At 62.6% G+C, this 21,036-nt stretch carries 23 protein-coding genes and 1 tRNA gene; 13 read left to right on the top strand and 11 right to left on the bottom strand.

Features of this window, described 5'->3' with window-relative positions; genetic code table 11:
- The first annotated feature begins 213 nt into the window (after positions 1 to 213).
- The 3 genes from AC1RZR_RS06940 to AC1RZR_RS06930 all read left to right on the top strand — a co-directional run bounded on the left by AC1RZR_RS06940 (position 214) and on the right by AC1RZR_RS06930 (position 3,520).
- On the top strand, positions 214 to 858 hold the full coding sequence (locus AC1RZR_RS06940; RefSeq protein ID WP_477269011.1) for a carbonic anhydrase: 645 nt from the start codon (positions 214 to 216) through the stop codon (positions 856 to 858).
- Positions 859 to 951: 93 nt separating this feature from the next.
- A complete protein-coding gene (locus tag AC1RZR_RS06935) occupies positions 952 to 1,365 on the top strand; it encodes a nuclear transport factor 2 family protein (protein WP_481828067.1) in 414 nt (137 codons plus the stop codon).
- Positions 1,366 to 1,465: 100 nt separating this feature from the next.
- Positions 1,466 to 3,520 (top strand): M3 family metallopeptidase, encoded by a 2,055-nt coding sequence (locus tag AC1RZR_RS06930; protein ID WP_481828066.1) that lies wholly within the window; start codon positions 1,466 to 1,468, stop codon positions 3,518 to 3,520.
- Positions 3,521 to 3,527: 7 nt separating this feature from the next.
- Here AC1RZR_RS06930 and AC1RZR_RS06925 read toward each other — a convergent pair whose 3' ends face one another.
- The 4 genes from AC1RZR_RS06925 to AC1RZR_RS06910 form a co-directional block, all read right to left on the bottom strand.
- Positions 3,528 to 5,003, bottom strand: coding sequence for a M81 family metallopeptidase (locus AC1RZR_RS06925; protein ID WP_481828065.1), 1,476 nt, complete (start codon positions 5,001 to 5,003; stop codon positions 3,528 to 3,530).
- 87 nt (positions 5,004 to 5,090) lie between these two features.
- The gene (locus AC1RZR_RS06920) at positions 5,091 to 5,915 is read right to left on the bottom strand and encodes a carbohydrate ABC transporter permease (RefSeq protein ID WP_481828064.1); all 825 of its coding nucleotides are present in this window, start codon (positions 5,913 to 5,915) and stop codon (positions 5,091 to 5,093) included.
- On the bottom strand, positions 5,912 to 6,781 hold the full coding sequence (locus AC1RZR_RS06915) for a carbohydrate ABC transporter permease (RefSeq protein ID WP_481828063.1): 870 nt from the start codon (positions 6,779 to 6,781) through the stop codon (positions 5,912 to 5,914). Before AC1RZR_RS06915 ends, AC1RZR_RS06920 begins: the two co-directional genes overlap by 4 nt.
- Before the next feature lie 249 nt (positions 6,782 to 7,030).
- Complete coding sequence (locus tag AC1RZR_RS06910; RefSeq protein ID WP_481828062.1) at positions 7,031 to 8,263, bottom strand: ABC transporter substrate-binding protein; 1,233 nt, start codon at positions 8,261 to 8,263, stop codon at positions 7,031 to 7,033.
- 181 nt (positions 8,264 to 8,444) lie between these two features.
- Here AC1RZR_RS06910 and AC1RZR_RS06905 point away from each other — a divergent pair, with 181 nt between their 5' ends.
- The 3 genes from AC1RZR_RS06905 to AC1RZR_RS06895 are packed head-to-tail and all read left to right on the top strand — an operon-like array spanning position 8,445 to position 11,195.
- Positions 8,445 to 9,233 (top strand): SDR family oxidoreductase, encoded by a 789-nt coding sequence (locus AC1RZR_RS06905; protein ID WP_481828061.1) that lies wholly within the window; start codon positions 8,445 to 8,447, stop codon positions 9,231 to 9,233.
- 2 nt (positions 9,234 to 9,235) lie between these two features.
- Complete coding sequence (locus tag AC1RZR_RS06900) at positions 9,236 to 10,303, top strand: ABC transporter ATP-binding protein (protein ID WP_481828060.1); 1,068 nt, start codon at positions 9,236 to 9,238, stop codon at positions 10,301 to 10,303.
- Between the two features lie 10 nt (positions 10,304 to 10,313).
- Positions 10,314 to 11,195 carry a MurR/RpiR family transcriptional regulator gene (locus AC1RZR_RS06895; protein ID WP_481828059.1) on the top strand — a complete coding sequence of 294 codons (882 nt, stop codon included), beginning with the start codon at positions 10,314 to 10,316 and terminating at the stop codon, positions 11,193 to 11,195.
- A gap of 16 nt (positions 11,196 to 11,211) precedes the next feature.
- On the opposite strand, the gene AC1RZR_RS06890 is transcribed toward AC1RZR_RS06895, so the two are convergent.
- Both AC1RZR_RS06890 and AC1RZR_RS06885 read right to left on the bottom strand, forming a co-directional pair.
- The gene (locus AC1RZR_RS06890) at positions 11,212 to 11,529 is read right to left on the bottom strand and encodes a DUF167 family protein (protein ID WP_477269002.1); all 318 of its coding nucleotides are present in this window, start codon (positions 11,527 to 11,529) and stop codon (positions 11,212 to 11,214) included.
- A 12-nt stretch (positions 11,530 to 11,541) separates the two neighbouring features.
- Entirely contained in the window at positions 11,542 to 11,832 is a 291-nt protein-coding gene (locus AC1RZR_RS06885; protein ID WP_091576245.1) for a YggT family protein, read from the bottom strand.
- Positions 11,833 to 11,993: 161 nt separating this feature from the next.
- On the opposite strand from AC1RZR_RS06885, the gene AC1RZR_RS06880 reads away from it, so the two are divergent.
- The 6 genes from AC1RZR_RS06880 (at position 11,994) to AC1RZR_RS06855 (ending at position 15,663) form a co-directional block, all read left to right on the top strand.
- A tRNA-Ala gene (locus AC1RZR_RS06880) sits at positions 11,994 to 12,069 on the top strand.
- Between the two features lie 339 nt (positions 12,070 to 12,408).
- Positions 12,409 to 13,158 (top strand): helix-turn-helix domain-containing protein, encoded by a 750-nt coding sequence (locus AC1RZR_RS06875; protein WP_477269001.1) that lies wholly within the window; start codon positions 12,409 to 12,411, stop codon positions 13,156 to 13,158.
- Positions 13,159 to 13,594: 436 nt separating this feature from the next.
- Positions 13,595 to 14,653, top strand: a complete 1,059-nt coding sequence (locus AC1RZR_RS06870) for a SagB/ThcOx family dehydrogenase (RefSeq protein ID WP_477269000.1) — start codon at positions 13,595 to 13,597, stop codon at positions 14,651 to 14,653.
- A gap of 59 nt (positions 14,654 to 14,712) precedes the next feature.
- Positions 14,713 to 14,964, top strand: coding sequence for a hypothetical protein (locus AC1RZR_RS06865; RefSeq protein ID WP_379094777.1), 252 nt, complete (start codon positions 14,713 to 14,715; stop codon positions 14,962 to 14,964).
- A 4-nt stretch (positions 14,965 to 14,968) separates the two neighbouring features.
- A complete protein-coding gene (locus AC1RZR_RS06860; RefSeq protein ID WP_477268999.1) occupies positions 14,969 to 15,223 on the top strand; it encodes a hypothetical protein in 255 nt (84 codons plus the stop codon).
- Positions 15,224 to 15,342: 119 nt separating this feature from the next.
- Entirely contained in the window at positions 15,343 to 15,663 is a 321-nt protein-coding gene (locus AC1RZR_RS06855) for a hypothetical protein (RefSeq protein ID WP_477268998.1), read from the top strand.
- A gap of 153 nt (positions 15,664 to 15,816) precedes the next feature.
- Here AC1RZR_RS06855 and AC1RZR_RS06850 read toward each other — a convergent pair whose 3' ends face one another.
- From AC1RZR_RS06850 to AC1RZR_RS06835, 4 genes are read right to left on the bottom strand one after another with little or no spacing between them, the layout of a single operon-like run.
- Positions 15,817 to 16,761 carry an energy transducer TonB family protein gene (locus AC1RZR_RS06850; RefSeq protein WP_477268997.1) on the bottom strand — a complete coding sequence of 315 codons (945 nt, stop codon included), beginning with the start codon at positions 16,759 to 16,761 and terminating at the stop codon, positions 15,817 to 15,819.
- Positions 16,758 to 17,225, bottom strand: a complete 468-nt coding sequence (exbD, locus tag AC1RZR_RS06845) for a TonB system transport protein ExbD (protein ID WP_477268996.1) — start codon at positions 17,223 to 17,225, stop codon at positions 16,758 to 16,760. Before exbD ends, AC1RZR_RS06850 begins: the two co-directional genes overlap by 4 nt.
- 26 nt (positions 17,226 to 17,251) lie before the next feature.
- Entirely contained in the window at positions 17,252 to 18,178 is a 927-nt protein-coding gene (gene exbB, locus AC1RZR_RS06840) for a tonB-system energizer ExbB (protein ID WP_481828058.1), read from the bottom strand.
- A gap of 56 nt (positions 18,179 to 18,234) precedes the next feature.
- Positions 18,235 to 19,032, bottom strand: a complete 798-nt coding sequence (locus tag AC1RZR_RS06835) for an ATP-binding cassette domain-containing protein (protein WP_481828057.1) — start codon at positions 19,030 to 19,032, stop codon at positions 18,235 to 18,237.
- Between the two features lie 342 nt (positions 19,033 to 19,374).
- Between AC1RZR_RS06835 and AC1RZR_RS06830 the strand changes: the two genes are divergently transcribed.
- Complete coding sequence (locus AC1RZR_RS06830; RefSeq protein WP_481828056.1) at positions 19,375 to 20,061, top strand: cysteine hydrolase family protein; 687 nt, start codon at positions 19,375 to 19,377, stop codon at positions 20,059 to 20,061.
- A gap of 7 nt (positions 20,062 to 20,068) precedes the next feature.
- Here the strand turns inward: AC1RZR_RS06830 and AC1RZR_RS06825 are convergent, their stop codons facing one another.
- The gene (locus AC1RZR_RS06825; protein WP_481828055.1) at positions 20,069 to 21,016 is read right to left on the bottom strand and encodes an LLM class flavin-dependent oxidoreductase; all 948 of its coding nucleotides are present in this window, start codon (positions 21,014 to 21,016) and stop codon (positions 20,069 to 20,071) included.
- Positions 21,017 to 21,036 lie beyond the last annotated feature (20 nt).

Genomic DNA, 21,036 nt, shown 5'->3' with positions numbered 1-21,036 from the left:
CCGGGCAGCCATCTGCAATTCGGCATTGCCCGCAACAGGCTTTTGCCGTTAGAGCCTCTTTGGAGCAATTCTAGGAAAAGTGTGAAACGGTTTTCCGTCCGGAATTGCGTCAAGCAAACAGATAGAGCGGTTCGGCTTTTCCGTGAAACGGTGAACCGCTCTACACCGCAACGAGCTGCCGCATCCAACCCGGAAAGGCTCCAGACGCCGCCCATGCCTCATCTCCCCGACCACCTTCTCGCCGGCTACCGCAATTTCATGACCGGCCGCTATCTCACCGAGAGCGGACGCTATCGCGAGCTTGCCCGCGAAGGCCAGGCGCCGGAAACGATGATCGTCGCCTGTTGCGACTCCCGCACGGCCCCCGAGGCGATCTTCGACGCCGGGCCCGGCGAACTCTTCGTGCTGCGCAATGTCGGCAATCTGGTGCCGCCCTACGCGCCGGACGGGGAGTTCCATTCAACCTCTGCCGCACTCGAATTCGCCGTGCAGAGTCTCAAGGTGAAGAACATCGTCGTCATGGGCCATGGTCGCTGCGGGGGCATCCGCGCCGCGCTCGACACCAATTCCGCACCGCTGTCTCCCGGCGACTTCATCGGCAAATGGATGAGCCTGATCGCGCCAGCGGCCGAGACCGTGTCCTCCAGCACCTTCATGACGGCGTCGGAGCGCCAGACCGCGCTGGAGCGCATTTCGATCCGCTATTCCATCGCGAATCTCAGGACCTTTCCTTGCGTCTCGATCCTCGAAGGCAAGGGGCGGTTGTCGCTGCACGGCGCCTGGTTCGACATCTCGACCGGCGAACTCTGGGTGATGAACAAGGAGACCGGCGATTTCGAACGGCCGGAGATGACATAGACGATGATCCCCAGCCGAAGGACCGCGCCGGCGAAAAGCGGGGACCGGTTTTTCGGGAAAGATCACGGTCAAACGGGAAGATGGAGGCACATGATGGGAGATCGCCGTTCGGTCACTTTCGTCGCGGCAGCGTTGCTGTTTTCCATCATTCCTGTCCGCGCCGACGATGGCGCCCTCATCAGCCGCTGGTATTCGGCACTACTGGTCGCCGACCGAACCGAACTGTCCGACCTGCTCGCCGATGATGTCCGCATAAAGCTCGAAGACCTCGGCATCGTGCAAAGCAAGCAGGAATTCATCGCCTCGATCGACGAATGGCAGGGCGCCGTCGCGGGTGCGGAGATCCGGCACCGGATCGAAAAGAGCGAAGGCGGCGTCACCACCGTGATCGCCTGCTACGACTTCCCCAACAACGACATGCTGATGCAGGAAACCTTCGCGGTGACTGACAACCGCATCACCGCCAGCTCGCAGGCGGCGATCGCCGAAAATTGCGACGGCTATTGACGAAAACCTGACCGGCAGCCCTGTTGCGCGCGGCAACCCTGCGCCCTACATCGGGAACGCCCCGCCCTTTCCTTCGCCGCCAACATTCGAAAGACTGTCCATGCCTTCCACGAAAGCCGTCGACCTCGCCGCCCATCCGCTGACCGCGTGGCAAGGACCGCTGGATCTGCCCGATTTCACCCGCATCGGCGACGACGACTTCTCCCCGGTCTTCGACGCGGCACTAAAGGCACATGAAGCCGAAATCGAAGCGATTGCCGGCAACAAGGATGCGCCGACCGTCGAAAACACCCTGCAGGCGCTGGAACTCGGCGGCGAAGCGCTCGATCGTGTCTCGTCGATCTTCTGGTGCCGCGCCGGCGCCTACACCAATGAGACGATCCAGGCGCTGGAGCGCGACATCTCGCCAAAGATGTCCAGGCATTTCTCGGCGATCTCGATGAACGAGAGGCTGTTCGCCCGCATCGACGATCTCTACCAGCGCCGCGACAGCCTGAAACTCGACGCCGAGACGCTGCGGGTGCTGGAGAAGACCTGGAAGGGGTTCGTCCGTTCCGGCGCCAAGCTTGACGCCGACGGCAAGAAGCGGCTGGCAAAGATCAGCGAGGACCTGTCTTCGCTTGGCACGACTTTCGGCCAGAATGTCCTTGCCGACGAGCGCGACTGGGCGCTGTTCCTCGACGAGGCCGACCTCACCGGCCTGCCGGGCTTCCTGAAGAGCTCGATGGCCGAGGCCGCCGAGATGCGTGGCCACAAGGGGCGCTATGCCGTCACTTTGTCGCGCTCGATCTACGAGCCGTTCTCGACCTTTTCCGAACGCCGCGACCTGCGCGAGGTCGCCTTCCGCGCCTTCACCATGCGCGGCCAGAACGGTGGCGCCTCCGACAATACATCCGTGGTGCGCGACATGCTGAAGCTGCGCGCCGAAAAGGCAAAACTGCTCGGGTACGGCTCCTTCGCAGCTTTGAAGCTCGACGACACCATGGCCAAGACGCCGAAGGCGGTGCATGCGTTGCTTGATCCGGTCTGGGAAAAGGCGCTGGAAAAGGCGGCGGCCGACCAGACCGAACTGCAGCGGCTGGCGACGGAAGCCGGCAGCAATGAAAAATTCGCCGCCTGGGACTGGCGCTTCTACCAGGAGAAACTGCGCGCCGAAAAATTCGCCTTCGACGAGGCCGAACTGAAGCCTTACCTGCAGCTCGACCGGATCATCGAAGCCTGCTTCGACGTGGCAACCAAACTGTTCGGCGTCACCTTCGAGGAGAAAAAGGGCATTGCCGTATGGCATCCCGACGCGCGCGTGTTCGTGGTGAAAAATGCCGACGGCAGCGAGCGCGGCCTGTTCCTCGCCGACTATTTCGCACGGCCGTCCAAGCGCTCCGGCGCCTGGATGAGCGCGCTCAAGTCCGGCTACAAGCTTGGCCACGGCTCGAAGCCGGTGATCTACAACGTCATGAACTTCGCCAAGCCACCGGCGGGCGAGCCGGCTCTGCTGTCGGTCGATGAGGCAAAAACACTGTTCCACGAGTTCGGCCATGCTCTGCACGGCATGCTGACCGACGTCACCTGGCCATCGGTTTCCGGCACTTCGGTGAGCCGCGATTTCGTCGAACTGCCCTCGCAGCTCTACGAACACTGGCTGACCGTACCGGCGGTGCTGGAAAAGCATGCGCTGCATGTCAAGACCGGCAAGCCGATGCCGAAGGCGTTGCTCGACAAGATGCTGGCGGCGCGGACTTTCGGCGCCGGCTTCGCCACGGTCGAATTCACCGCTTCGGCGCTGATCGACATGGCCTATCACGCGCGGCCGGATGCACCAGAAGCGCCACTTCGTTTCGAAGCCGAAACGCTTGAAAAGCTCGACATGCCGGACACCATCGCGATGCGCCATCGCACCCCGCATTTCGGCCATGTGTTTTCCGGCGACGGCTATTCGGCCGGCTACTACTCCTACATGTGGTCGGAAGTGCTCGACGCCGACGCCTTCGCCGCCTTCGAGGAGACCGGCGACCCCTTCAACCCGGCGCTGGCAGAGCGGCTGCGCAAGAACATCTACGCCGCCGGTGGCTCGAAGGACCCGGAAGAGCTCTACACCGCCTTCCGTGGCAAGATGCCTTCGCCGGAAGCGATGATGGTCAAGCGCGGGCTGGTGTAATCCAGCCTCACACCTTCCACGGATCAGCCACCCGCGGCCAGATCGGCCGCGTCAGCTTGGTGTAATTGGTCACCGCCGGATTGCTCGGATATGAACTCGGCGCCGAGACATAGATGATCTCGGCGGCGATCGGCTCGAAGCCGGCGTAGAAATGATTGGTCGACTTGATCAGCAGCACGTCCTTGCTCATCGGATCGATGCCGATATTGGAAAAGATATCCGGTTCGAAGGTCTGCGTGCGATTGGTGTTGAGGATGATGTCGACCTCGGTGCCTTCGATGCGCACCTGCGCTGTTGGCCCGAGTGTTACCCGGCTCGGCCCGAAACTCTGCCAGCCCTCGGCAACAGCCTTCAACACCCGCACGCGGGCGTCGATCGGCTCGCCGGCCTGAGGGCCGGCCTTGCCGCCGAAGCGCAGGTCGATGACGGCGCCCTCGCCTGCCGCCAGGCAGAAGGTGACCGCGATCGGATCCCAGATCGTCGCAACGCCGATAGTGTTCAGGCCGCGCGCCAGCATCTGGCGCAGCACAACGGTGCCGTCGCCGGGCACGCCGCCGCCGGGATTGTCCCAGATATCGGCGATGACCACCGGCTTGCCCGGATTGTCGGCGCGCACGGCGAGCGCCCGATCAATGCCGTCGGCGGCACTCAGCATCGTCATCGCCGTCTTTTCGCGCAGCGCGTAGAGTTCCCGCCCCAGCCGCTCCGCCAGCGCATCGCCCTTGGCCTTGTCGTCGTCGGTGACGACCAGGATGCGCGTGCCCATTTCGGCCACGTCGGCCGCCATGAAGCCATGGATGACCGAGATCGACAGCACGCCGTCCTTGCCGTGCAGCGCCTTGATGCGGTCGACAAAGGAGCGCATCGGCTCGCGGCTGGTCGGCAGCACCTGGATCATGCGGCAGTCGAAGGTCGAGATGACAGGCTTGATCTCACCACGGGCCGCGGCGAGGCCAAGCGCGACGACATGTTCACCGCGTTCGTAGAAATCGGTGTGCGGGAACTCGAGGAAGTAGGCCATGATGTCTGACGCCGCCACACGCTTCGGCGTCAGATGGCTGTGCGGATCGAATTCCGACGCGATGACGACCTTCGGGCCGACCATCTCGCGGACGCGCGCGAGCAGGTCGCCTTCGCAATCGTCATAGCCTTGCGCCACCATGGCGCCGTGCAGGCCGAGGATGACGGCGTCGACCGGCAGCGCCGCCTTGAGCTGGCCGAGTATCTCGTCGCGCAGCGCCTCATAGGTCTGCCGCTGCACCAGGCCGCCTGGCTCCGCCCAGGTGGCGGTGCCCTCGATGACGGTCAGGCCTTCGGCCGCCGCGCGCCGGCGCAGGGCGACCATCGGCGACGAGCACAGCGTCGGCGTTTCCGGATGTTTGCCGGGTCCGGCATAGAAGGCCATTTCGAACGAGGCCCGGTCGGTCGGCACCGGCGAGAAGGTGTTGGTTTCCGTCGCCAGCGAGGCGGTGAAGATGCGCATGAAAGCTCCGTGGGCCTAGAGCAATTCCAGGAAAAGTGTGAAGCGGTTTTCCGTCCAGAATTGCGTCAAAACAAAGAGATAGAGCGGCTATTTGACCGCCCCGAGCGCCAGCCCCCTGACGAGGTAGCGCTGCAGCCAGATGAACAGGATGGCCACCGGCAAGGTCGCCAGCAGCGTCGCCGCCATGACGTGGTGCCATTCGATGGTGTAGCGGCCGGCGACAAGCGAAAACACCTGGATCGGCAGCGTGTAGCTTTCCTGGCTGCGCAGCATGGTCAGCGCCACGACGAATTCGTTCCAGGCATTGATGAAGGTGAAGATCGCGGTCACCGCGATTGCCGGCAGGCAGAGCGGCAGGAACACCTTGCGCAGGGTCAGCCAGCGGCCGGCACCCTCCATCCAGGCCGCCTCTTCGAGATCACGCGGGATGGTGTCGAAATAGCTCTGCAGCATCCACACCGTGAAGGCGACGTTGAAGGCCATGTAGATCAAGCCGAGCGCCGTGGTGCTCTCGACCAGGCCCCAGGCCGCCATCAGCCGAAACAGGCCAAGCACCAGCACGATCGGCGAGATCATCTGCGAGATCAGCAGAAACTGGCGCAAGGCGCCGTAGCCGGCAAATCGGAAGCGCGACATCGCATAGGCGGCCGGAACCGAGATCAGGATGGCGCCGACGGTGGCAATGACAGACACGTAGAGCGAATTGAGCAGTGCCCGGCCGAAGCCGGTCGCCACCCACATGTCGGAAAAATTCGACCAGCGGAATTCGCTCGGCCACCAGGTTGGCGACAGCACTTCCTGCCTTGGCTTGACCGCTGTCAGGAACATCACCGCGAAGGGAAAGATCGTCACCACGATCAGCGGCGCCAGCAGCAGCCATGCAATGATCGAACGCCTCAGCTTACTCGTCATGCGCGTTGCTCCCTCATTGCCAGCCGCACATAGATCATGGTGAAGACCAGCAATATGGCGAACATCACCAGCGACACCGCCGATGCCTCGCCCAGTTTGCCGATGCGAAAGGCCAGCTTGTAGAGGTGGGTGACCAGGATGTCGGTCGAATTGGCCGGCCCGCCCTGCGTCATCACCCAAATGATCGGGAAGGAATTGAAGACGTAGATGGTGTTGAGCACGATGGCGATGTTGATGAACGGCTTCAGCAGCGGAAAGGTGATCTCGCGGAACTGCTGCAGCGGTGTCGCGCCTTCGAGCGCCGCGGCCTCGTAGAGGTCGTCCGGGATCGACGACAGGCCGCCGAGGAAGATCGTCGTCGTGAACGGCACCGTCACAAGGATGCCGATCAGCACCTGCATCGGAAAGGCGGTCTCCGCGCTCGCCAGCCACTGGATGTTGTGGTCGATGAGGCCGAGGCCGATCAGCGCCGAATTCAACATGCCGCTTTCGCCGCTCAGTGCCCAGCGCCAGACCACAGCGGTCATGGTCAGCGACACCGCCCAGGGCAGCATGATGATGACACGGGCAATGCCGCGGCCATAGAAATCGCTGTTGAGGATCATCGCCACCGGAATTGACAGCAGCAGCGCGCCGCCGACGACCAGCACCGTCCACTGGCCGGTGCGCCAGAGCGCGGCCATGAAGTCGGGATCGGCAAGCAGTGCCGCGAAATTGGCAAAGTCGTTGAATTCGCGAAGCTGGCCGAAGCGGCTGACTTCATGCGTCGAGATCTGGATCAGGTCCCAAACCGGCCAGAAGATGACGACAGCCGCCAGGAACAGGCTGGGCAAGGTCAGGACATAGGGCAAGAAGCGATTTTGCATCGGCTGACCTGCGCCTCGGCGCGGTGGATCTGAAGGTTCTGCTTGAGCGACGCCGCTATCGGCCGCTCTAAAGCATGATGCCGAAAAGTGTGAAGCGGTTTTCGGACGACATCATGCTCTATCTCTTGATTTAGAGGCGGATTCAGATTTCAGGTCGATTCGATCTGAAATCATCCCGCGCCAGGCGGAAATCAAGGTGTGGCGCGCCCCGCCTGAGTGGGGCGCGCCACGGGCGCAGGGAGATACGCCCTATTTCTTGAGCACGGCATTGGCCTTGGCCGCCGCGTCTTTCAACCCCGCCTCGGGGTCGCCGCCGAGATAGATCTTCTGCATGGCGTCGGAGGTGATCTGGGCGACTTCTTCCCAGCCGGGGATGATCGGCGCAAAGCGGGCGTCGGGCAGCAGCGCGGTGAACGCCGCCAGATCGGCGTTGTTCACATAATAGTCCATTTTGGCTTCTTCCTTGTTCACCGGCAGGAAGCCTTCGCCTTGCGTGAACTTGGCGCGCTGCTCGGTGGTGAACAGGAAATCGAGCAACTTCCAGGCCTCGTCCTTGTTCTTGGAATTCTTGAACATGATGATGGAATCGGTGACGCCATACGTGCCGCGCGCACCGGTCGGTCCGGCCGGAATGGCCGCCACGCCATATTTCAGGTTCGGCGCCTCGTCCTTGATCTGGTTCGACAGGAACGGTGCGGTGATCATCATGCCGACCTTGCCCTGCTTGAACAGGTTCTGCACATCCTCGCGGTTGTTGGAAGTGACGCCAGGCTCGGTGAGGCCTTCGTCGATCATCGACTTGTAGAGCTTGGCGGCTTCAAGCGCGCCCGGCGTGCCGAGGCCGGAGGTGCCGTCCTTGTTGAGGATCTCGGTGCCCTGGGACCACATCGCATAATAGTAGTAGACGTCGGTCTCGATCTCCTTGCCCTGCAGGCCGAAACCGAAGGTGCCGGACCCGAGCGCCTTGATCTTGCGCGCGTCTTCCTGCAGCTCGGTCCAGTTGGCCGGTGGATTGGCGATCCCGGCCTTCTCGAACAGCTCCTTGTTGTAGTACAGCGCGCGCGCCGAGGCCGCGATCGGCAGGCCGTAGGTCTTGCCCTCCATGATCGAGGGCGACAGGAAGGTGTCGATGAAGCGGCCCTTGAAGTCCGGCGTGATGTAGCTGTCGAGCGGCTCGGCGACATCCTGCTGGACGAAGTCGATCAGCCAGCGCGTGCCGATGATGGACAGGTCGGCATTGGTGCCGGCGGTGATGTCGGTGGTCAGCTTCTGCAGCAGCACCTCCCACGGCACGACTTCGAATTTGACGGTGATGCCGGGGTTGGCCGCCTCGAATTCCTTCTTGACGCTTTCGAAATATGGGCCAGTCTTGGCGCTGTACTCGGCGACGGTGACGCGCACCTCGCCCGCATTCGCCTGCGCCGCCAATGCCAACATGCTCATTCCGGCCATCAGGCCGACAGTCCATTTTGCAAGGCTCATTTGATGTCTCCCATTTTGATTTTGCGCTTGCGCGCCTCTTCGCGACCAGCGCAGAAGATTTATGTGACTTTCCTACATTATCGATGATTTGAAGCCTTGCAAGCAGATTATTCTGTTGCTTAATTACATTTCGTGGACTAGGCCTGATACGGCAGTCAGAGCTCCCGGAGGATGACGCACGGTGGTTTCGCGACCCAAGTTCGAAGGCAGGGCCGAGTTCGAAGGCAAGACCGTCGTGGTGACCGGTGCCGGCGGCGGCCTCGGCACGGCCATCGTGGCGCTGATGGCGCAGAGGGGCGCCAGGGTCATCGGCTGCGACCAGTCCAGCGAAGCGCTGAAGAGCCCGCATCTTGCCTCCCGCCACGTCTTCGACCTTCTCGACCGGGCTTCGATAGACGCGGCAATCGCAGCGATCCTCGACAGGGATGGCGTGCCCGACATCCTTATCAACAATGCCGGCTGGACACGCGCCGAGACGCTTTCCGCCCTCAATCCCGACAAGATCGAACACGAACTCGACCTCAACCTGACCGGCGTGATGACTTTCGCCGATCCGCTGGTCAAGGCGATGGCTGACCAAGGCTCCGGCAGCGTCGTCTTCATCTCGTCGGTCAATGCCATCGCGCATTTCGGCAATCCCGCCTATGCGGCGGCCAAGGCGGGAATCAACGCCTATGCCAAGGCTATCGCCGTCGAGCTCGGCCGCAGCGGCCTGCGCGCCAATGTCGTCTGCCCCGGATCGATCCGCACCGCCGCCTGGGATCACCGCCTTGCCAAGGATCCAGAAATCCTCGGCAAGCTGCAACGGCTCTATCCGCTCGGCCGCATCGTCAACGCTTCGGAAGTGGCCGAAGCCGTCGCCTTCCTTGCCTCCGATCGCGCATCGGGCGTAACAGGCGTGGTGATGCCGGTGGACGCTGGCCTGACGGCCGGTTGCCTGCCATTCATCGACGACATATTGGGAGCGTGACCATGACCGACGTCGAGTTCCGCGACCTGTCGAAATCCTTCGGGCAGCACAAGATCCTCGAAAACATCAGCCTCGACATCAAGAGCGGTGAGTTCGTCGTGCTGGTCGGGCCATCCGGCTGCGGCAAGTCGACCCTGCTGCGCATGCTGGCTGGGCTGGAGACAATCACCTCCGGCGACCTGTTGATCGGCGGCGTGCGCGCCAACGCGCTGCCACCGCAGCAGCGCAACATCGCCATGGTGTTCCAGTCCTATGCCCTGTTCCCGCATCTGAAGGCATCGGACAATATCGGCTTTGGCCCAAAGATCCGCGGCGAAGCGCGCGCCACGGTCGACGCAAAGGTCAAGAAGGCGTCGGGCGTCCTCAATCTGTTCTCCTATCTCGACCGCTATCCCCGCCAGCTGTCGGGCGGCCAGCGCCAGCGCGTCGCCATGGGCCGCGCCATCGTGCGCGAACCGTCGGTGTTCCTGTTCGACGAGCCCTTGTCCAACCTCGACGCGCAATTGCGCGTGCAGATGCGCGTCGAGATCAAGGCGCTGCACCAGCGGCTGAAATCGACGATCGTCTATGTTACCCACGACCAGATCGAAGCCATGACCATGGCCGACCGCATCGTGGTGATGGACCGCGGCAGGATCCAGCAGGTCGGCGCGCCGCTGGAGCTCTATGACCGGCCGGCCAACAAGTTCGTCGCCAGCTTCCTCGGTTCGCCGTCGATGAGTTTTGTTTCCGGTTCTGTAAAGGCAACGCCTGAGAAGACCTGGTTCGAGTCGGCCGGCGGCGGGCGGCTTGTGCTTGCCGCCAAACAGGTGTCGTCGGGCAGCGCTGTAGAAGCCGGCATCCGGCCCGAACATTTTGTGATCGGCGAGGCTGCCGACGCGATGACGATCAAGGTGGATGTCGTCGAGCCAACCGGCTCCGAAACCCATGTCTATGGCGCCATCGGCACCGACACGGTGCGCGCCGTGTTCCGCGACAGGGTGCCGGTCAGGCCGGGCGACGTGCTCCCGGTGAGCGTCGATCCCGGCAACATCCACCTGTTCGACAAGGCGACGGGCCTGCCCGTATGAAAACACGGATATGAAGACGCCGGCCGACATCATCACGCGCCTGCAACTGATGTCGCAGGACGGCACCAAGTCGGATCGCAAGCTGGCAGCCTTCGTGCTGGCCGACCTCGATCTCGTCTCCAAGGCGGCGATTTCGGAAATTGCCGCGCGCGTCGGTGTCAGCGAGCCGACGGTGACGCGGTTCTGTCGCAATCTCGGTTGCGAGGGCCTGCGCGATTTCAAATTCTATCTGGCGCAGGCGATCGCCATCGGCGGCCAGTATCTGTCGCCGGAGCCGTTGAGCCGCGACGCCCGCGAACAGCGCATCGCTTCCGCCATCACCGAAGCGGCAATAACCGCCATCCAGCGCGCCAGCGAAAACCTCGACATGACGACTCTGGTCGCCGTCGCCGCGCGGATCGCCGTTTCCGGCAATGTCCTGTGCATCGGGTCGGGCGGCATTTCGTCGATGATGGCGACCGAAATGCAGAACCGGCTGTTCAGGTTGGGCGTGTCGGTGTTGGCACAGATCGACGGACAGCTGCAGCGCATGTATGCCGCAGTTGCCACTACAGACACCACGCTGGTCGCCTTTTCGGTTTCCGGCTATGCGCGATCGGTCATCGATGCGGTGCAGGTCGCCCAGCAATATGGCGCCACCACCATCGCCATCACCCCGCCGGACTCGGCACTCGCCAAAGCCGCAGACACGGTCATCCATTTCCAGTCGCTAGAGGATGGCAACATCTACAAGCCGACATCGTCGCGCTATGCGCTGCTGTCGATCGTCGACATGATCGTCACATCGGTCGCCGAAACGCGCGGACCAAAGGTTCTCGAAAACCTGCGCCGCATCAAGCAGAGCGTGAACACGTTGAAGGTCGACGATCCCCGCCTGCCGCTGGGGGATTGAACCTCCATCGAAGACATCAGGACTGCTGGTCGAGCGCCTCGATGCCTTTCGCCAGCATCGCCGGATCGCCTGCAACGCGCACGGTCTTCAGCCGGGCGGTGCCACCGGCGACAATCGACACGGCGGACGCCGGCACGCCTAGCGCCTTGGCGATCAGCTTTTCGAGCGCTTTGTTGGCTGCTCCGTTTTCCGGCACGGCGCGGACGCGGGCCTTCAGGTGACTTCGCCCGTCTGCAGCGGTTTCGACGCCTTCGAGCCTGTCCAGCGCAGCCTTTGGCGTCAGCCGCACAAACAGATCGACGCCGTTTTCGCGCGGGCGAAACGGCGCGCTCACAGGTTGGCTGCCTCAGACGACCAGCGACAGCACGGTGGTGAGCAGGAACTGCCGAAGGAAAAACAGGATCAGCAGCAGGATGATCGGCGAAATGTCGATGCCGCCAAGGTCCGGCATGAAACGGCGAATCGGCCGCAACGCCGGCTCGGTCAGCCGGTAGAGCATGTTGCCGATGCTGCCGACGAACTGATTGCGCGAGTTGACGACGTTGAAGGCGTAGAGCCAGGAGAAGATCGCCGAGGCGATGATGACCCACCAGTAGAGGTCAAGCGCCATGACGATTGTTTGAATGAGGGCGATCATGCCGGTCTCCGATTGTTGCCGACATGTAGCCATTGCGGGCTAAACCGGCAAGGGCCGCCGTCCTGCGCGCGCCGGCCCGACGTCTGGCGACCACGGATTTCGGCAAAACGCCGCCTTGACAGGAAAGCGCGGCGCCCGATAAATGCGCCCATCCGCTGGACGGGGCTGTAGCTCAGCTGGGAGAGCGCGTCGTTCGCAATGACGAGGTCAGGAGTTCGATCCTCCTCAGCTCCACCAGTGGAATAATCGATTATCTGCTCTCCACGCCAAGAGGAAAGCGCGACGTTCGCCAAGGCTCGCCTGCGGGCAATATTTGTTGTGCCAGCGCGCCTTCGAATGCCGCGGCGCAATACTGCACCCTTGTCTGGCGTTATCCGGCGAAAACTGTTGTCAATTGGACTTATGGCCGAAGCCGCCCGGCGATTGTTTTCATTTTCTTTGGAAGCTGCCCCATTAGATTGACGTTACCAAATCAGTTTTTCTGTGCGTTGCGACAAGGGCGTTTCGGCGGGGGCGACCGAAGACGCTATATGGATTTTCGAATCGAAATGAAAATTCGCCTGCGGAAGCAAAGACGTGTCAATTCGCGAGAATCTCGCTGCCAACCTTAGACGCCTCTGCAAGGACCATGCCTCGGTAAGTGCGGTATGTCGTGAGCTGGGCATCAACCGCACGCAATTTGAACGCTACCTGCAAGGGCAGACGGTCCCGAACAAGGCGACCGCCAAGCTCATATGCCACTACTTCCGGATCGACGAAGCCGAATTGTACCGTGATCCCGGTGTTCCCGAACCCAGGGGGCGCGGGTTGCCGCCGGTTTCCGAGAGTCTGTTCAACCAGATGATCCGCCCTCCAAGTCCATCGATCGCGGGAGGCACCTATTTCACCTATTTTTCAATCCCGGACCGCCCCGATCTGCTGATGCGATCGGTGACCTTCGTGCGGCGCGAAGCCGAGTTGGTCACATTCAGAAGGGTCACCGGCTGGTCGGAACGGCGGGGATCGACCTGGGCGCGGGCGCGCGGCAACCACTATGGAGTGGCGATCTCGCGTCTGAACTGGATCTATTTCAGCGGCATCAATCGCCGCCAGACCGGCGAGCCGTCGCTGATCTCCGTGCAATGGGCTCCCATCTCCGAACCGGTGCTGACAGGCAAGGCCATGCTTCTGACGGAAGCCGGGCCGGCATTCGTGTCCGTCATCATGCGGCGCGACATTACCAACATCCGCCCCAGGGATGCCATCGGCATGGCACATGTCATCAGGCTCGACGATCCTGATGTCGACCAACTGGTGATCAGCCTCACCCGGGACGGGCTGGGCTAACCCCCTTGGCCATGGGCCCGCTTACGCTAAATAAGAATAAGAATATACCGAAAGAGCGTATGACAACGATTGTCTACTCCGTATATGATTAAAATCGATATTTTACACTTTAGCGTCAGGAAAGATAATCCACCAGGCCGCCTTTAGAAGGCAGATTTACTACAATTTTAACAAAGCATTAACTCTTTCGACCTTACCTTTCTTGTCGTGGATCCCGTTTTTGGGGGTCTTTAAACGGATCCCGATGGGGTCAGGAAAGGGATGAAATATGGCCAAGAAAGCGAACACCGCTCCGAAGCTGACGATTGCCGCCGGCACGCAGACCGTCTTCTTTTCGCAGGGCATGCACTACAACAAGCGCTGAAATCGTTCCGCGTCGGCGAGCGGTTCGCTTGTCGGCGCCTCGGCTCCCCAGGCGGCATTCAGCATCATGAAAATGCGCTCTTCAAAAACGCTCGTTTTCTACCCCGGACCGAACAAGGTCACGGCATGCAACTTCCTGACCAGAAGCGTGTTTGAATGCAGCCCCGAGGTGATCGGTCTTCTCGCATCGTGGGACAAATGGGCCTCGACGGCGGATATCGCCCGCGCCCAAGGACGGTCGAAGTCCGAACTGAAGGCTATCGTTCCGCAGTTGCTCGATTTTTCCGCCCTGGTGACCGCAGGATCGCCGCTCGCCGAACAGGAGGAGCAGTTTTCCGGACAATGGAAGTGGGGCCTTCCGACCGCGCTGATGCATTTCTGCGTCCAGGACAGCGAGTTCATGACCATCGAGCAAGCCGAAGAGCGGCAGACCGAACGCGCCGGTCATACGCCGCAGCCTGACCTCCTGCTCAAGAACTCTCCGGGCGCCATTCAGTTGCCGAACGCACTGGAAGACAATGAGCTTCTCGCCCTGATGGCGCGGCGCCGCACCAACCGCACGACGGCCAAGCCCGGCATCACGGCGAAGCAGCTTTCCGATTGCCTGTTCGCCGGCATGGGCATTACCGGCGAGACCACCAACTGCGTCGGCGCCCTGCCGCTTGGCATGACCCCTTCGGGCGGCGCTCGAAATCCTTATGAAGCCTATGTGGTCGCGCTTGCCGTCGATGGCCTCGAGCCCGGCGTCTATCACTATTCCGCCGCCGATCACGACCTTGGCCGGATTTCCGCAAACCATCTGCCGAAAATCTCCGAACTGGTCGGCGGGCAGGAATGGGCGGACGCCATGCCGTGCCTAGTCCTGCTTTGCGCGAAGCTCGATCGCACGATGTGGAAATACGAGGATGCCAATGCCTATCGTGTCGTGCTGATCGAAGCCGGCCATATCGGCCAGAACATCATGCTGGCGGCCACCAACCATGGCCTGTCCGCATGCCCCACCGCCGCACTCAGCCATTCGGCGATCAAGCGCCTGCTTGGTCTCGATCGCCTCACCGATGCGCCGATCTATGCCTTGACCATCTCAACCCCGCAAACAAGCCCGTCTTCGGCGGGCCAATCGATCAATTAGTCGGCTCAGCATGTTCAGTAACGCCTTTCTTGGGGCCAACCAGAAGACAGGAGCAGCACGTGCCAAATCAATCCTTACGTCAGTCCGAGATCGATAGCCTTCAATACATTTCGTCGATGACCAATGAGCTCGTGCAGATGGCCGAAGCAAGCCGTTTTCCCATGATCTCCTATCTGCTGGGCATGGCCTATGCCGAAGCCTTCGACGTCCTTCGCGGCGCACGGCCGGCCAGGCATGCGCAGCTCAGCGGCAATCCGCTGCACCCCAAGACGCAGGCGAAAGACCATCGCGCTCATGCGAGGAGAGCGTAGCGACATGCAATCGTCAGCCGCATACGCGGCTGCAGGCTCGACCTTCCGGCCAAACCGCTGGGAGACACTGTGCGCGTTGCAAAGCCTGCTGCCGCTGCTGAAAAAGGCCGCCACGGATCTTGGCCGCCCCGACATGGTCTACTGGTTCGAACAGGCCGATGCCGAGGTCGCCAACATCATCAAGGGCAGGCCGTCCGATACGACCGCCATTCCGGCCTTGATCACATCCTGCCCGCAGGACCGGCATCCGGTCGCATAGGCCCAAGGCGTTAGGTTTGATTGGATCGCCGGACTCGCTCTAACCGTTTGTTTTTACGCAATTTCAGGCGGAAAACCGCCACGCACTTTTTCCGGCAATTGCCCGAGGGGGACCTTGCAATGAACATGATCGCCAACATCAAGAGCGTCGACGCCAGGGAAAGCCTTTTCAGCCGACTCGACACCTTGATTGCAAGGCGACCGTCCTCGCCTGACACCGCGCGGGTCGAGGCCCGCCAGCTCGTCTCGATGGCGATTGCCGACAGCTGCCAGGCCGACAGTCTATGGGGCGCTGTGGATGCCTTTCACGCTCACTTCGATTTCATGATGCAGACCATCGAGATCAACGGCGCCGATGATCCGAACCTCAGGATCCTGCGCACGAAATGCCGATTCTATCTCGATGAGGTCGAGGCTCTGTGCCAGTCGCTGAGTTATTGATGGACCGAGTCTGCTCCAAGGTCTGTTCAGATTCAGGCCGAGCCGAGAATGGCGGGTTCCGAGAAGGGGGCGGAGCGTGCTTTTGGGTACGTGAGCACCGGAAGCGCAGGTATCAGCCGTTCGTAGGCCGGCCTCTCCTGAATCTGAACAGACTTAGTTGCGCAGGCTGAACACGAATGGTGCCGTGCGGCTTTGGCGCGCGCCGAGTTCCGGCGGCGGTGCCGGTACGGTGGCACCTTGCAGCACGGCCAGTGCCGCATGATCGAGGTCCGCATCCCCGGAGGAACGAGTGAGCCTGGCAGACAGGACCCGGCCGGACGAGTCGACCGTGAAGGCGACATACGGCTTGCCTTCCACGCCTCGAGCCTTGGCCGAACTGGGATAGCGCGTGTGCCGCTTGATCCAGGCCCCCAGACGGGAATCCCATTTGCTGGAGTCGCCGGATCGCGACGTCGATTCCGCCGACTTCGGCGCGGCCGTCTTCACAGCCGGCTTTGCATCGGTGCTGGCAACGCTAGCCGTCTTCGGCGGCGCTGCCTTCTCCTTCTTGGGCCGCGGCTTGGGCTTGTCGACAGGCTTCTTCGCCTTGGCTTCGACCGGTTTCCTGTCCTTGGGCGGCTCGACTGGTTTCGACTGCGGCAACGGAATGACCACGTCGGGTGCAACAGCCTTGACAATATCCGGGACGACCTCGTCCGGCGGCGGCTGGTCGACCTGTTGAGCCATCTCGGTCCGGGTGGGTTCGGTCTCGTCAGGTGGGACGGCTTCCGGCAGGTCGACAACCGGCTCCGCCTTCTCGACTTGGTCTTCGGGCGTCGGCTCGGTCGCCGGTATCGGCTCGATCTGATCTGATGTCATCGCGTCCAGGGTGGCAACCTGTTCCTGGACGGCCGGCATCACCATCATCGGCGCCATCTCGATCACCTGGGCCGGCGGCGGGCCGCCGTCGGCTTCGTTGACCATGCTGAAGTTCTGCACGGCATAGGCGACCGCGACATGCGCTCCAAGGACCAGCGCTGCCGCACCCGCCCACAAGCCGAGATCGCGCCGGCTGAAGCGCGACAACTCGGCTGAGGGCAAGGCGGCTGCCGGCGTCATGGTGCCGCCGCTCCGCTGGTGGCGGGCGCCGGAGCATCTGCGGCAGGAACCGTCTCGAGGCCAACCAGCGCGATCTTCAGATAGCCCGCACCGCGCAGCAGGTTCATCGCCTCCATCAGGTCGCCATAGGCCACGGCCTTGTCGGCGCGCAGGAAGATGCGCGTCTGCTTGTCGCCCTTTGTCCTGCCGTCCAGCGTCGCGGCAAAAATCGGGCGTGGCACCGTATCGTTGCCGATTGCCAGCGTCAGATCGTCCTTCAGCGTCAGGAACAACGGTGTCTCCGGCCGCGGCGCGGGCGTTGCGGTCGAGCCCGGAAGATCGACATTGACATCCACCGTCGCCAGCGGTGCGGCGACCATGAAGATGATCAGCAGCACCAGGATGACATCGATGAACGGTGTGACGTTGATCTCGTGGCTTTCCTCGAGATCGTCGTCCATGGTCTGTCGGATTCTGCTTGCCATGGCCTTGCTCCGCTAGTCCGCCGCCATTATTCCGCGGCCATCGCCGTTGCCGGCGCGACGGTGCGGAAGTCGAGGTCACGGCTGACCAGCCGCTCGACGCCCGCCGAGGCATCGGCGAGGATCTGCCGGTAGCCGGCTATCGAGCGGGCAAAGACGTTGTAGATGACGACAGCCGGTATCGCCGCGACAAGGCCCATCGCCGTGGCAAGCAGTGCTTCGGCGATGCCAGGCGCCACCACGGCGAGATTGGTGGTCTGCGCCTGCGAGATGCCGATAAAGGCGTTCATGATGCCCCAGACGGTGCCGAACAGGCCGACGAAGGGCGCGGTCGAGCCGATCGTTGCCAGCACGCCGGTGCCGCGCGACATCCGCCGCGACGCCCCCGCCTCGATGCGTGACAGGCGCGAGGTGACCCTCTCCTTCAGCCCGTCGCCCGAGACATGATCGAGCGCTCCGGCTGAAAGTGCGGTCTCCTCCTCGGCCGCCCGCACCAGAAGCGCGCCAGGGCCGCCGCTGCGGTCGAGCGCACGGCTGGCCTGCTTCAGCGTGGCGGCATCGCCGATCGCGTGCACGGCGCGACGGATGCGCAACTTGCCAGCGAAAATCTCCAGCGATTTGGCCAGCCATATCGTCCAGGTGACGAGGGAGGCGAAGGCCAGTCCGATCATCACCGCCTTGACGATGATATCGGCCGCCATGAACATGCCCCACGGCGACAGATCATGTGGCAAGGTCAGTTCCATCGCCCTCGAAGGTCCGGCCTCGGCCGGCGCTGTCGTGTTCGGCTGGGTGCCGGGTTGCTGTTGCGCGGGCGGGGCGACTGCCGGCGCGGCGGGAGCAGCGGGTGCCGACATGGCGGGCGCGGCACCGGTTGGTTGCTCCTGGGCCGTCGCACTGCCGGCCGACAGGATCACGGATGCGACCAACGCCGCCAACAAACCATTTCTCGACAACAGCTTTTTCCTTGTTCTCACAGCGGCCAGCCGCTTCTATTCCCCGCCACATCTCGTCACTGCACATAGCCGACGGGTTGGCCGGTGACGGGGTGCGCGAACACGCCCATCTCCACGCCGAAAATGCCTTTCAGTACATCGCTGCGCATGATTTCGCCGGGCGTGCCGCGTGTCAGCAGCTTGCCGTCCTTCAGCGCGATTAGCTCGTCGCAATAGCGCGCAGCCATGTTGGGATCGTGCAGCACAACGACGACGCAAAGGTCACGCTTGCGGCTGAGATCTCTGACCAGCCCGAGCACCTCGACCTGATGGGCGATGTCGAGTGCCGAGATCGGCTCGTCGAGCAGCATGACGCCGGCGTTCTGCGCCACCAGCATGGCGAGCCAGGCGCGCTGGCGCTCGCCGCCGGACAATTCATCCACCAGCCTGTCCGCGAAACCCTCCATGTCGGTCAGGACCAGCGCCTCATCGACATGCTGCCTGTCCTCCGCGCGGAAACGGCCAAGCGCGCCATGCCAGGGATAGCGCCCGAGCGTCGCCAGTTCGCGCACCGTAAGACCGGTCGCTGCCGGTGTCGTCTGCGGCAGATAGGCCAGCGCACGGGCGAGTTCGCGGGCGCCCCATTGCAGCAGCGGGCGCTTGGCGAAGGTGATGGCGCCAGAGCTTGCCGGTTGCTGGCGCGCCATCAGCTTGATCAGCGTCGACTTGCCCGATCCGTTATGGCCGATCAGCCCGTAGACGCGCGAGCGCTCCAGTTCGAGCGAAACCGGACCGAGCAGCGTCCGCTCGCCGACGGCAAAGCGCGCCGCTTCGATATGGAAGGCAGTCTGGGCATCAACTCCCGCCGCGGTCATGGCTTCTCTCCAGTGCGGCCGCTCGTATTTCCAGATTCTGGTTCCGGCAGCCCGATGCCCGGTTGACTATGAAACATGACCTTAATAGTCAACATTGAAGATGACTGCAATAATCAACAATTAGTCGCGGCGGCCAATATCGGCGCGACATTCGGATCCGCGCCGCGGCATATACTGGCGGCTGCACGACGCCCAGCATCTGGGGTCGTCGCGTTGATGCAAAGTGGCTGGAGCAATTCCAGGAAAAGTGTGAAACGGTTTTCCCGGGAAAAGCGCACGGCGCTTTCCCTAGGAAATTGCGTCAGGCAAACTCGACTGCCGGTCGAGAACTGGGAGCCAAAGATGATCAAGGCGACGCCCTTCGACTTTCCCTATGACGGCAGGCTGGTGGCCGAAAACACCGCGCTTGTCGTCATCGACCTGCAGCAGGATTTCCTGTCGACGACGGGCTATTTCGCCAGGCAGGGATATGACCCCTCGCCGCTGAGGGCGATCCTGCCGACCGTGGGCCGGCTGATCGCCGCCGCGCGCAAGGCCGGCATCAGGATCATCCACACAAGGCAGGGCTATCGGGCCGACATGGCCGACATGACGCCTTACGAGAAATGGCGCCGCAAGCGCGCCGGTCTCGAAGGCACCGAAATCCTGCTTCGCTCGGGCCCTGGGTTTCAGATCGTTCCGGAGATCGATGTCGCGCCGCAGGACATCATCGTCGACAAGACCTGCAACAGCGCCTTCACCTATACGGATTTCGAGCTTGTCCTGCGCGCGCAAGGCATCACGCATCTGCTGTTTTCCGGATGCACGACCGATGTCTGCGTCCACACCACGCTGCGCGAGGCCTGCGACCGCAACTTTCAGTGCCTGACGATTTCCGATGCCTGTGCCAGCGGTGACAGACAAGCGCACGAGGCGGCGCTGCACATGGTGACGGTCGAGGAGGGCGTGTTCGGCACATTGGCCGAGTCCGCCGCCGTCATCGAAGCCCTGTCGCGGCTTGGCGACATGCCGGAAACAGCAAAAGGCTGACGGAACCTCAGCCCGCGGCGCGCGTCTCCAGACCCGAGCGAGATGCAAACGCCCCGGGCTGGAAAGCGTCGGTTTCGCGACGCGCCAGCGAATTGCGCAGCAGGGCGATCGTTTCACGGCCGACGGTCGCGATCTCGCGCGGCGAGTCGACGCCGACAATCATGAATTCATCGATCCCGAGAGCCGCATAGGCAAGCAGCGAGAGGGCGGCCTGGGCCGGCGGTCCGGCAACATCGACCGCCTTGTGGCTGGTGGCGGAAGCACCCTGGTGGATCCTGACCGGAAGCGCAAAGCGCAGCTTGCCGGCCCGGCCGTGTTCGGCGGCAGCGCCGCGCACCCGCTCCATCAGCTGCCGGACCTCGTCGATCGAGCCTGGCGCCAGTTCGAAGATATCGGCATGCCGGCCGGCCACCTTGAGTGCCGTTCCAGACTGCCCGCCCATGCGGATGACCAGGTCGGCGCCGTGCGGACCCTTGCGCGGCACATAGCCGCCCTTGATGCTGTAGAACGCGCCTTCATGGTCGAACGGCCGGTCGTTCGACCACAACCGCTTCAGCAGCACCAGATATTCATCGATGCGCTGCCAGATGACGGTGTGCCCGACCGGGCGCGTTTCGGCATCGTCGTCGTTCAGCGGTTCGCTGATCATCCTGAGCGCCAGCCGTCCACCGCTTTTCCTGTCGATCGACGCCAATTGGCGGGCCGCCACCGTCGGTTCGATCACGCCGGCCCAGTGGGTAAGCACGACTTCCAGCGACGAGGTGCGGTCGAGCACCTGGGCAGCGAGATCCATATTGGTCAGCAGCCCGGCCGTATCGTCGACGACGATCTTGCGGAAGCCGCCATCCTCGATCAGCCCGAGCTTGGTCGCGGTCTCGGCAAAGTCGTAGAAAAAGGGAACGGCGGCCCCAGCGGGATGAGTCTTTCCGGGAACATGCGTGAACTCGATCGGCATTGCCATCTCCTCCATCACTG

This window comes from Mesorhizobium bavaricum, assembly GCF_056781655.1.
Note: the sequence above shows the minus strand (reverse complement) of the source record. Positions and strands in the feature narration are given on the sequence as shown.

What these genes read in the sequence shown, in the direction of transcription:
- AC1RZR_RS06940 (WP_477269011.1), top strand. Translation starts at nt 214, where the DNA reads ATGCCTCATCTCCCCGACCACCTTCTCGCCGGCTACCGCAATTTCATG.
- AC1RZR_RS06935 (WP_481828067.1), top strand. Translation starts at nt 952, where the DNA reads ATGGGAGATCGCCGTTCGGTCACTTTCGTCGCGGCAGCGTTGCTGTTT.
- AC1RZR_RS06930 (WP_481828066.1), top strand. Translation starts at nt 1,466, where the DNA reads ATGCCTTCCACGAAAGCCGTCGACCTCGCCGCCCATCCGCTGACCGCG.
- AC1RZR_RS06925 (WP_481828065.1), bottom strand. Translation starts at nt 5,003, where the DNA reads ATGCGCATCTTCACCGCCTCGCTGGCGACGGAAACCAACACCTTCTCG.
- AC1RZR_RS06920 (WP_481828064.1), bottom strand. Translation starts at nt 5,915, where the DNA reads ATGACGAGTAAGCTGAGGCGTTCGATCATTGCATGGCTGCTGCTGGCG.
- AC1RZR_RS06915 (WP_481828063.1), bottom strand. Translation starts at nt 6,781, where the DNA reads ATGCAAAATCGCTTCTTGCCCTATGTCCTGACCTTGCCCAGCCTGTTC.
- AC1RZR_RS06910 (WP_481828062.1), bottom strand. Translation starts at nt 8,263, where the DNA reads ATGAGCCTTGCAAAATGGACTGTCGGCCTGATGGCCGGAATGAGCATG.
- AC1RZR_RS06900 (WP_481828060.1), top strand. Translation starts at nt 9,236, where the DNA reads ATGACCGACGTCGAGTTCCGCGACCTGTCGAAATCCTTCGGGCAGCAC.
- AC1RZR_RS06895 (WP_481828059.1), top strand. Translation starts at nt 10,314, where the DNA reads ATGAAGACGCCGGCCGACATCATCACGCGCCTGCAACTGATGTCGCAG.
- AC1RZR_RS06885 (WP_091576245.1), bottom strand. Translation starts at nt 11,832, where the DNA reads ATGATCGCCCTCATTCAAACAATCGTCATGGCGCTTGACCTCTACTGG.
- AC1RZR_RS06870 (WP_477269000.1), top strand. Translation starts at nt 13,595, where the DNA reads ATGCGCTCTTCAAAAACGCTCGTTTTCTACCCCGGACCGAACAAGGTC.
- AC1RZR_RS06860 (WP_477268999.1), top strand. Translation starts at nt 14,969, where the DNA reads ATGCAATCGTCAGCCGCATACGCGGCTGCAGGCTCGACCTTCCGGCCA.
- AC1RZR_RS06855 (WP_477268998.1), top strand. Translation starts at nt 15,343, where the DNA reads ATGAACATGATCGCCAACATCAAGAGCGTCGACGCCAGGGAAAGCCTT.
- AC1RZR_RS06850 (WP_477268997.1), bottom strand. Translation starts at nt 16,761, where the DNA reads ATGACGCCGGCAGCCGCCTTGCCCTCAGCCGAGTTGTCGCGCTTCAGC.
- exbD (WP_477268996.1), bottom strand. Translation starts at nt 17,225, where the DNA reads ATGGCAAGCAGAATCCGACAGACCATGGACGACGATCTCGAGGAAAGC.
- AC1RZR_RS06835 (WP_481828057.1), bottom strand. Translation starts at nt 19,032, where the DNA reads ATGACCGCGGCGGGAGTTGATGCCCAGACTGCCTTCCATATCGAAGCG.
- AC1RZR_RS06830 (WP_481828056.1), top strand. Translation starts at nt 19,375, where the DNA reads ATGATCAAGGCGACGCCCTTCGACTTTCCCTATGACGGCAGGCTGGTG.
- AC1RZR_RS06825 (WP_481828055.1), bottom strand. Translation starts at nt 21,016, where the DNA reads ATGCCGATCGAGTTCACGCATGTTCCCGGAAAGACTCATCCCGCTGGG.